Annotated in this window: 5 protein-coding genes; all 5 read left to right on the top strand. The window is 40.7% G+C overall.

Annotated features, from left to right (window positions below; all coding sequences use genetic code 11):
• The first annotated feature begins 56 nt into the window (after positions 1 to 56).
• Positions 57 to 4,187, top strand: coding sequence for a hybrid sensor histidine kinase/response regulator transcription factor (locus Q4597_RS05030; protein WP_303405028.1), 4,131 nt, complete (start codon positions 57 to 59; stop codon positions 4,185 to 4,187).
• 376 nt (positions 4,188 to 4,563) lie between these two features.
• On the top strand, positions 4,564 to 7,659 hold the full coding sequence (locus Q4597_RS05025; protein ID WP_303405027.1) for a TonB-dependent receptor: 3,096 nt from the start codon (positions 4,564 to 4,566) through the stop codon (positions 7,657 to 7,659).
• Positions 7,660 to 7,671: 12 nt separating this feature from the next.
• Positions 7,672 to 9,480, top strand: coding sequence for a RagB/SusD family nutrient uptake outer membrane protein (locus tag Q4597_RS05020; RefSeq protein WP_303405026.1), 1,809 nt, complete (start codon positions 7,672 to 7,674; stop codon positions 9,478 to 9,480).
• A 27-nt stretch (positions 9,481 to 9,507) separates the two neighbouring features.
• Positions 9,508 to 9,969, top strand: a complete 462-nt coding sequence (locus tag Q4597_RS05015; protein WP_215438625.1) for a DUF5018-related domain-containing protein — start codon at positions 9,508 to 9,510, stop codon at positions 9,967 to 9,969.
• Positions 9,970 to 10,042: 73 nt separating this feature from the next.
• A complete protein-coding gene (locus Q4597_RS05010) occupies positions 10,043 to 11,599 on the top strand; it encodes a sulfatase (protein ID WP_303405025.1) in 1,557 nt (518 codons plus the stop codon).
• Positions 11,600 to 11,609: the final 10 nt, after the last annotated feature.

The raw sequence follows: 11,609 nt of genomic DNA, 5'->3' as shown, positions 1-11,609 counted from the left end.
CTACCTTGAAAATATATTTCCAATATTACATAGGTACTAAATCGGTTTCTGGTTTTATGTCCAAAAAAGTTTACTCCATACTCGTATGTCTGTTCTTCTTCCTGTGTCTTTCGGCGCAAGAGGGCGGCCTTAAGTTTTCGCAAAATTACACGATTTCCAACGGGTTGGCACACAACGGGGTAACCTCCATTCTTGAAGATTCAAGAGGTTATATTTGGGTAGGCACCTTTGAAGGCCTCAACCGTTATGATGGATACGAATTCAAGACTTTTAAAAACACCCTAAACGATGATGTCTTTGTAAGTAACCGTATCAGGTCTTTAAAAGAAGATTCCAAAGGCAACATATGGATCGGTACGGACGAAGGAATATCTATATATGATTACAATCTAGAAAAATTCACGAACATTTACTCCAATCAACTTGCCAAGAAAGGAGTTAAAGGACCCGTGGTCAGGGATATTGTCATTGATCAGAATAACGGAACCGTACGCTGTGCTACGGAAAAGTACGGCATTTTAGTCTTTAACGAAGATTATACCTTAAAGGATGAGCATGTACCTACCGCTTTCTATAGTAACGGAGCAGTTGAATTCTATAACTCCATTTCTATTGATGAAACTATTTCTCTATATGCTACTTCTGCTGGATTGCTTTCATTCAACCTGAAAAATCAAGAATTCACTAAAGTAGCCGAGAATACTATCGATAATAGCGAGTCTGTAATGCGTATGGACGAAACTTCTTTTTTAGTTACGCTTAAAAAGGGATTTGCTATTCTAGCATATGAAGAAAAAGATAATGAGTATATATATCAAATAGTAAAAAACAACCTCTTAGCCACAGAAAGCTTTAATAGTTCGGGCTTTGACCATCAAAACAATCTTTGGTTGGGAACGCTTAACAATGGTGCGGTTCGCATTAATACTACGGATAGCTTAAAGTATGATTCCACCATAGACTATTCGCTTTTTAAATTCCAAAACAAACAGCTTCGTATCAGTTGCTTTAAAGCTACATCCAACAACAGGTTTTGGGTAGGTTCTTTTGACAAAGGTCTTTTTAGATTTGACCTCAAAAAAAATCCGTTTAAGGAATTTAAAGGTAAGAGTCCTTATGAATTTGGGGTAAGTGACCGCCATTTAATTCACATAGCCCCACTGGACAACCAAAACGTATACCTCACAAAAAACCAAGGAGGTCTTGCCTTGTTCAATACCAAGGAAGCAAAATTTAAACCTTTGCCCTTTACGTTTGACGAAAAAAACGAATCGCAGATTTCTTCGGTTTACGTAGATTCTAAAAAACGAACATGGATGAAAGTAGCCAATAAGGGCTATTTTAGGCTGAATCCAGGAGAGAAAAGGCCACAACCTATCAATACAAGTTCCCTGCCCGAATTTTCGGAAATTGATTCTTATAAAATCACAGAAGACAAGAAGGGAAACATCTGGCTGGGAACTAGAATAGGCGTCTATAAGTTGACCATAGACGAAGAAGGTTCTGTTACCCGAATAGAAGCCTTGAACGACAATCCCTATTTTGAGGATTCTAAAATGATCTTGGCCCGTTACGTATATGCAGACCCAAAGTATGATTTTATCTGGGTAGGCACCGCAGAAGACGGCCTCTTTAGAATAGACATTGAAGATGACCCACTGCTAAAAGACGCAGAGGTCAAACATCTACGGATGGACAAAAAAGAGGGCGGGCTACCCAATAATTTTGTATCGGCCATAATCAGGTCCCCAAGCGGAAACCTGTGGATAGGAACGGAAGGTGCCGGAATCTGCAAAGTAGAAAACAGTGAAAACGAACCTATATTTATTCCCTACTCCGAGAAAGACGGCCTTTCCAACAACGTTGTTAAAAGTATAAACGTAGATAGCCAAGGTAATTTATGGATAGCCACCAACGTTGGCCTGAATAAATTTTACCCTGAGGAAAAAAAGTTCAGAAAGTTTGGAAAAGAAGACGGTTTGCCCTTTGAAGATTTCTGGTATGCTTCGGGCTATCTGAACAACGGTACTTTGGTCTTGGCCGGTCTAGAAGGCTTTTCTTTCTTTAAGCCCAAATCTATAATGGATGCGGAGCCCTTACCGGTACTGCACTTTGGAAACTTTAAGATTTTCAATCAGACTATATTCCCACAAGACACCATTAATAAAAGGGTCTTACTATCCGAACGGCTCCATAGCGGGCAGACCTTAGACCTCAAATACAATGAGAATGTCTTTAGTGTAGAAGCATTGTCCCTACATTTTGCATCAACTGAAAATCATTTTTTAAAATACAGATTATTACCTGTAGATCAAAATTGGTTTCAGACCACTTCGGACCAACGGATGATCAATTACAATGGTCTACAACCCGGAACCTATTCCTTAGAAGTAGCGGCATCAAATTCTATTGGAGAATGGACCGCACCTAAGACATTGAACATAATTATTTCTCCTCCGTTTTGGAAAACTCCCTTGGCCTATATTCTCTATACTTTAGCCTTCCTCCTAATTCTAGGTGTTATTCTATATAATATTATCAAAGTACAGTCGCTGCGCTACAATATTCAACTAGAACAAATAGAAAAAGATAAAGTAAAGGAGGTTAATGCGGCCAAGCTTCGTTTTTTCGCCAATATATCCCATGAGCTTAAAACACCGCTCAATCTTATTTCCAGTCCGGTAAAACTTCTATCGGAACGGTATAGAGACAATATAGATTCTCAAGAAAAGTTGAACATCATTGCTAGGCAATCCAAAAAAATAGGGCAGCTCATAGACCAGATTCATGATTTTGAACGTGTAGATGCCAACTTAATGGAGATGGACTATTCAAGATTCTATTTTGACGAGTTTATAGAAAGCATGGTTCCCGATTTTCATTTCTTAGCCTATAACAGCCATAAAAGGTTACAGGTTATCTCCGATGATTCCAACATAGTAGTATCTGCAGATCGCGATAAGCTAGAGAAAGTTTTCAATAACCTCTTAAGCAATGCTTTTAAGTATACAGGTGCCAATGATGTCATTACCATAAAGTATGTTAGTGAAGATAAAGACCTACTTGTTTCCGTAACGGATACCGGAAGAGGTATAGATGATGATGACCTTCCCCACATTTTTGAAAGGTTTTACCAATCACGAAAAAGAGAAAGTGTACATTCAACGGGTTCAGGTATAGGTCTTGCTTTTTCCAAAAAATTAGTGGAAATGCATTATGGCTATTTAGAAGCATTTAGCGAAATAGGGGTAGGCACAACCATAACGGTACGTCTACCGGTGGTTAAAAAAGAATCTGCAGATGACCAAGCCCTAAAGGAAAAAGCCATAATATCTGCCGAAAACAAAGTTTCCAATGCCGAAACAACGATAGCAAAGACCGAAATTTCCAAGATAAAAACCAGCGGAGACTACACGGACCACTTGATTTTCTATGTAGAAGATGTCTTGGATATGCGGCTATATGTGTCAAAAGTACTCTCTAAATTCTTTGAGGTAAAAACCTTTACCAATGGCAGGGAGTGTTTGGACGCTATGGAAGACCAATGGCCAGATCTGGTAATCAGTGATATTCAAATGCCCGTCATGAACGGACTTGAACTTTGTAAACGTATAAAGGCCGATATTAAGACAAGCCATATTCCGGTAATTCTGCTTACGGCATTGAACGATATAGAAAATCAGATTCAGGGTATTAAGGATGGAGCGGACGCCTACATTAAAAAACCATTTGATGCCCGCCGGTTGGTTGCCCGCACCGAAGCATTGTTGGAAAACAAAAAGCGATTACGGGAGCGTTTTAAAATTGGTATTCCGCTTACGAAGGACAATAACCTAAACATTAGAAACGACAACGCATTTCTTGAAAAGCTATACCATCTTATGGCCCAGAACCTGGACAATCAAAATCTAGATATGGACCAAATTGCGCGTCAACTTTATCTTAACCGGACACATTTTTATCAAAAAGTGAAGGCATTAACGGATAAAACTCCGTTTGAAATGCTAAAAATGTACCGTCTGAAAAAAGCAGCGGAATTATTGGTACAGCAACCGGACTTATCCGTAAACGAAGTTTATACGATGACCGGATTTAAAAGCCGAACGCATTTCAGCAAACTTTTCAAAGAAATGTACAATACCACACCGGGTAAATATTCAGCTCAGAATAAAAATACTTCTTCATAACGCCAAGCGCACAGAACTAACCGCTCTCCTACTACTAAAATTTACGAATTCATAGCCTTGAATATCTTAGGCGATTTTACGCCTCAAAACTCATTTGTTTCAAGGGATTACTCTTGACCTTACAGCTACAAACCCCTTCCACAAAGGGTCTTTAGCTACTGTTAACCACCTCTAAAACAGTACAAAAGAAAACCTTCTGCTGGTCTGCCCTAAAATTTTAATAGCCATCAGTTTGAATTTAAAGAGACATAAAATTTACGCTTGAATACATCATTTTTTGCTTGAAAAATACCTTTGTTTCTCGCTATTGTTAAAAAATTAACATTCCAAATAGCGCCTTTCACTCAACTTAAATTTTTTATAACTCAACTCAAACATGAAAAATAACAGACCTAAAATTCCACAGCGTTGGTTGTTTTCGCTTTGCTTAATGATGTTGCTCATATGCAGCTTCTCTTTTGCACAAACAACAGTTAAAGGAACGGTAATAAGTACCGAAGACGGTATGCCGCTTCCCGGTGCCAATGTCTTGGTAAAAGGAACCAGTATTGGAATTGTTACCGATTTTGACGGTAATTATTCTATTGATGTTCCTGCTGGCTCGGACATTTTAGTATTCAGCTATATTGGGTACAGCACCCAAGAAGTTACTATTGATGGAAAAACCACAATAGACATTTCATTAGACACGGATTCTGCTAAATTAGACGAGGTGGTAGTTATTGGTTACGGTACATCTACCAAACGAAAAATGGTTGGAGCGGTTACCACGTTAGCACCCGAAAAATTGGAACAAACCCCTTTCAACAATGTTGGCGAGACCTTGCAAGGACAAGTATCCGGTCTTATTGTAGAAAACAGTGGTGGTGCTCCCGGTAGCTCTCCGGCTATCTCCATTCGTGGTGGTGGTTCCCCTTTATACGTAATTGACGGGGTCATTACAGAACAACAAGATTTTCAAACCATTAACTCCAATGATATTGAAAGCATCAGTTTTCTTAAAGATGCTGCGGCAACCGCTGTATATGGTTCAAGAGCGGGTAACGGTATTGTTTTGGTAACGACCAAAAGAGGCAAAGACGGAAAAATAAACGTCAATTACTCCTACAATTACCAAATGAGCCAACCCACTATATTACCGGAAATGATGAATTCCTATGAATTTGCACAGGTTCAAAATGCTGCAAGTGCCTATGAAGGCATACCGGTTCCGTATTCCCCAGAGCAATTAGAAACCATCAGGACCCACGCAGACTTGGACACGTATCCGGACAATAACTGGCCAGACCTGACCCTTAAGGAATTTGCTCCCGAGCAAAGGCACAATCTTTCACTTTCCGGAGGAGACAAAAAAACCAACTACTTTGTTTCTATGGGGTATATTGATGAAGGAAGTCTGCTTAAACAAGATGTAGTAAACTATACTAGATTCAATGTTAGAAGTAACGTAACTACCAAATTTGATAAAATAGGTCTTGAGGTTGGCGTAAACCTCAACTCCAGTATTGAAAACTACGAAGAACCTTCTGCGGGTATGTTTGGTGTTTGGCGAGCTGTAAACCAAAATACCGACCCACTTTACAGAGGTTATAATCTAGACGGCACACTGGCCGGGGGCGGCAACGGAGACAATCCACTTGCCTTAACGGATAAGGACGCGGGTTATAACAAGACCCGGGACAAGTTCATTAATGCACAGCTAGACGTAAAATGGCAAGTTCCCAACATAGAAGGTTTTAAATTAGGGGTAATGGCCAACTACCGTGATGGTGATGGTTGGGGTAAATTATGGGAATACAATGTTCCGCTATACATGCAGGACGGCTCCCTAACACCACAAACACCACCGGCCTTGAGCTTAAATTCATACTACAGTAATAGATTGTATTTTGAATCTAGTGCTTCTTACTCCCGCACCTTTGGCATGCACGGTCTTGATGCTACCTTTGTGTACAACCAGACTACCAGCAAATATGCAGATTTAGGAGCTTCAAGAAGAAATTACTTGTCCGGTGCCGTAGACCAACTTTTTGCCGGTCCGGCCGTGGGTAAAGACAATGACGGTAGCGAACAGGAAGCCGCCAATGCAGGTTATGTTTTCCGTTTGAAATATGACTTTGACTACAAATATATCATTGAGCTTAGTGGTCGTTATGATGGTAATGACAATTTTGCCCCTAAAAAAAGATGGGGATTCTTTCCCGCCATGTCATTTGCATGGAATATTGCCGAGGAGAATTTTATGCAAAAGCTTAAAGAGGATAATATCATCAACTCTTTAAAACTTAGAAGTTCTTATGGTAAAACAGGTGTCTCGGAAGGGGTAAACAGATTTGGTTATATCCCCGTATACAATCTTGAATCTGGCGTTTATACTATTGGCAATGCCTTGGCAAACGGTTACTCAGAAGGTAATTTGGTAAATCCGGACGAACTCACTTGGTACAATAGGGAATCGTTCAACTACGGATTGGATTTCTCTACATTCGGAGATAAATTTAGCGGTACCCTAGAGTATTTCTACTACTTAACCACAGGGTTTTTGGTAAGTCCACAAAATGTGTACTCCCAACCTTTGGGCAAACCTTTGCCTCAAATTCGCTCAGGTTCTAAACAACGTAGAGCCGGATATGAAGTTTCGCTACGTTACAAAGGAAACATCAACGAGTTTAGATTTGGGTTAGGCGGTAACGTTTCTTATTTCAATCAATTATGGGAACAACTGGATACCGAAGACCAAGCTACACTCAAAAACCCATACACAAGGGAAACCCATAGGACCGATTACTGGCAAGGGGGAAAAGTATTTGTTACTGACGGATTATACCAAAATGACAATGATATCTTAAACACCCCACGTTTGTTAAGTTCTACGGAAACTCAAGGTGGAGATATCCGCTATGTGGATTCTAACGGAGACGGTAAAGTGGACGAGCAGGATAAACGCTTGCTAGGCCTTCCTTCTCAACCACGCCTTACCTACGGTATAGATTTTAATATGAGTTACAAAGGATGGTTCATGAACGGTCTCTTTCAAGGTGCCGGAAACCGTTATATTGGTTTTGATCGGTTTATTGCCGCAGAAGCCAAACGCTTAACGTATATCTATCAATTGGACTATTGGACACCGGAAAACCCGGGTGCATCCTACCCTAGACCGGTTACTTCAGTAGCCGTGAACGGAGGCAATAATGATATTGTAAGCAACCCTTCGGATTACTTTTTAAAGAACGCCAAATATTTCAGATTAAAGAATATTCAGCTGGGTTATGACCTAAAGAAAACGTTTTTAGCGGATAACAACTGGATTTCTTCCTGTAAAATATTTGCAAGTGGCACCAACCTGTTTACCATTTCTCCGGTAAAAGACTTTTTTGACCCAGAACAAGTGCAAAGTGCCAACAACGGGATAAACAGCTACGGCTACCCAGTACAACGCACGTATTCATTTGGTGTAAACCTAGGATTTTAATTCAAAAAAATAATGATGAAGAACTTATATATAACCCTGTTTTCTGTTTTGATCGCCCTCATGAGCTTCTCATGTAGCGACGACCTTTTAGATACCAAACCCTTAGACAAGTACACTGAACAAGATGTGTGGAGCGATGCTAGTCTTGCCCAAGGTTTTATTTATAACACCTATAATTCGGTATTGCCTGAATTATTGGTCAACCCGGAAGATCCAGACCCAAAAGGAGGTGGCGCCGGTAATGACGATTTTACCGATAATACCGTTTTGGTAAATGCCAACAAAGTGGCTTTAGACCTGATCGATCAATTTTATGACGCCGGTTGGGCCAAAAACAACTCTTATTATTTCTACGGAAGGGCTCCATTAGGGTTAAAATCCCCTATAAAACAAAATTCTTTTGAAGTCATCAGAGACTGTAACTTGATTATTGAAAAAGTGGCCGCTTCGGAAGGCATCCAGGAAAACATCAAACCTAAATTGATTGCACAGGGCAAGATGTTACGTGCTTTAATCTATTACTCAAAGGCACGTTTGTTCGGTAAATACGTAATTGTAGATAAGGTGCTCACACCAGAGGACGATTTAAAGTTACCACGATCGGAAACCATAAAAGAGACCTATGATTTTATCATCAAAGACTTACAGGAAGCAGCTCTAGATTTACCCGTTTCTAGCAATGTAGAGACTGGCGAACTTACAAAAGGTGCCGCATATGCTATGTTGGCAGAAATTGCACTGCACGGCGCTGCATATATAGAAAGTGGAAAAGAAGACTATTACAACATTTCCAAAAAAGCAAGCGAAGACTTATTTGCGCTAGGGTACAGTCTAGACCCTAATTACGCAGAATTGTTTAACAATTACACCAATGCATTAAATTCGTCGGAAATCATATTAGGGCTATACACCAATATAGATGCTACGCTCTGTGTATTGACTCCAATGCAACGTATTGTTCCTAATATGGAGGTTGCCAAAACGGAAGGTACCCCAAAACTGAACGAATCATTTTTAGGGTGGACTACCGCCATGCCTTCTGCCGATTTGGTTGATGATTATTTGGTAACCGATACGGACGGAGTAGCAAAGAGATGGAACGAAACCTCATACTATCAAGATTTTGAGACCAACGGAGGGTTTCTTTCCGATGCTATATATAACGAACATCGCGACGCCCGTTTCTTTGCTTCTATTGTACAGGATTCCTCAAAACTTTTTACCAATACCATTACCACTAGAGTTGGTGGCAATATGCATTATGTACAAAGTACGAAGGGTACTGAAGCATCCACTATATCCGGCTATTTTATAAGAAAAGGTATTTATCCTGATATTGAAGGATACAAAGCGGTAAACTTCACAAATTACCATCAGGTCATTACCAGATTAGGCCGTGCCTATTTGAACTATGCTGAAGTTATGCTGCGTCTAAATGATGCAGAAACAGCGGTTCAATACATCAACAAAACCAGGGTTGAGCATGGTAAACTACCGGAGCTTATGGCAGGCATGACCCTAGATCAAGTGTGGGAATGGTACAAAATTGAACGTCGCGTAGAATTGTTTTTTGAGAACGATAGATATTGGTCCCTTTTAAGATGGGGTAAAGAAGAAGGCGGAGGCATCATTTCGGAATTAAACGACAAAGAATATACCTTCTTTGAAATTGCAGCAGATGGCAAAGGCTTTGAAAGCGTACCCGTAATATTAAAACCGGGCAATCAGAAAAAACGCTTTTCTACAAGACGCTACTTATTTCCTGTTCCTGAAAACGAGCGTATCCTAAATGAAAAACTAGATCAAAATCCAGGCTGGTAAACTAACGCACAACAAAATTCGTATAAAATGAAAAATATAACATACTTACTATTCTTGCTCGTAGGCATTACAATGACCTCTTGCCTGAAATCAGATTTAGAAGAGCTGCCCACATTTAACGAGGCCGAAATTACCAATTTCAGATTCGAATATAGATGGATTGATGACACACAAGACTTTAACCGCCTACAAGTGGTTCAATTGAATGTAGAAACGACCATAGACACGGTTAATCAAAAGGTAGCTTGCGCCATAACTGTGCCGCCTGCCAATGGCGATTTTCCGGAGGAAGTACGGTCACAGGTAAGCCTTTCGGAAATAGTGGGCTACGCAGATATTTCTACGGCAGCTACGTTGGCCCCGGCAAACGGAGCCCCTGCCCTTGGTGAGATTGGCGATTTTAGCACCAACCCTATCAGTTACGAAGTTACAGCGGCAGATGGCACCAAACTTACTTGGGGTTTAACCATTACGGAATTCAATAAATAGGGCAGGGTATGTATCCCTACTCCTAGTTTACGTTGCACAAACAATTTGTAACTTTCTTGTAAAAATCAAGTTTATGATAACATATGCTTTTCCAACTTTTCAGTCCCTTTTAAAATTCAGTATGGTAGGCGTGTTAGCCTTTTTGAACATTCCTACCAGTGAAAATACAGTAACAAAAACAGAGCGCCCTAATATTCTGTTCTGTATTGCGGATGACGCTTCAATGAAGAGTTTTGGTGCTTATGGAGATACCTTCATCAATACGCCGGAAATAGACCAACTGGCCAAGGAAGGATTGGTATTTCAAAATGCATATAACGGCAACCCTAAATGCTCGCCGGCACGGGCCTGTATTTTAACGGGTAAGTACAGCTGGCAGTTAAAGGAAGCCGCGGACCATAACGGACGTTTTCCTCTGGAATTTAAAACCTATCCGCAGTTATTGGCTAAAAAGGGCTATCGTGTGGGGTATACGGGCAAAGGTTGGGGTCCTGGTGTGTATGACACTAAGGACAACCCCGCAGGGCCGGAATACAACACCATAAAACTAGAACCGCCGTATAAAGGAATTACGGATGTTGACTATGCCGCTAATTTTGAGGCTTTTCTCAATGAAAACCCTACGGATACCCCGTTTTGTTTTTGGTTGGGAACCAAAGAACCCCATCGTTTTTACGAATTGGATTCTTGGAAGAAGGCGGGCCGAAGGTTAGAAGAAGCCAATGTACCGCCCTTCTATCCAGATAATGAAGTGGTTCGCGGTGATTTATTGGATTATGCAAACGAAGTAGAGTGGTTTGATACCCATGTGGGTAAAGCAATTAAAGCTCTTGAGAAAAAAGGGCTGCTAAAAAACACATTGGTCCTCATAACGTCTGACCATGGTATGCCGTTCCCAAGGGTGAAAGGCCAGATTTATGAAGAAGGCTTCCATATTCCGTTGATTGCTTATTGGAAAGGAAAAATTGTTTCCGGCCGTACGGTAAGCGATTTCGTTAGCTTTTCTGATTTGGCCCCTACTTTTATGGAGGTAGTGGGTGAAACGCCTCCCGAACAAATGACGGGAAGCAGTCTTACAAAACAACTTTTTTCTACGGAATCCGGTAGGATAGATAAAAATCGGGACCATGTGCTTTTAGGCAAAGAACGTCATGATATAGGACGAGCCAATGAAGACGGAACCGACCTAGCCTATCCGGTAAGGGCCATCAGGAACGACTCGCTCTTATATGTTCACAATATAAAACCTGAGCGGTGGCCCGTGGGCAACCCAGAATATGGCTTTATGAATACGGATGGTTCTCCTACCAAAAGTTACCTAACCTCGCTTAAACCGGAAGATGACGAGTACCCTTTCTTTGAGATGAATTTTGATAAGAGACCGGAACACGAACTTTATAATATTGAGAAAGACCCGCACTGCATCCATAATCTGGCCAATAAACCGGAAAATGCAACGGTCATCAAAAAGCTTCGTACCCAAATGGAAACGGAACTTATTGCTCAGGGCGACCCCAGAACACTGGGCAAAGGAGACATATTTGATAATTATATCTACTACGGTAAGCGATTGGATTACAAAACCGGTAAACGTATCGCCCCGCTCAAGTACATAAAAAAAACCGAATAAAAATTTAGCA

The sequence above is a fragment of the Zobellia sp. 1_MG-2023 genome, assembly GCF_030549125.1.
In the GTDB taxonomy this organism is placed as follows: Bacteria; Bacteroidota; Bacteroidia; order Flavobacteriales; family Flavobacteriaceae; genus Zobellia; species Zobellia russellii.
The sequence above is the reverse complement of the archived record's forward strand: the minus strand, read 5'-3'. Positions and strand labels throughout refer to the sequence as shown.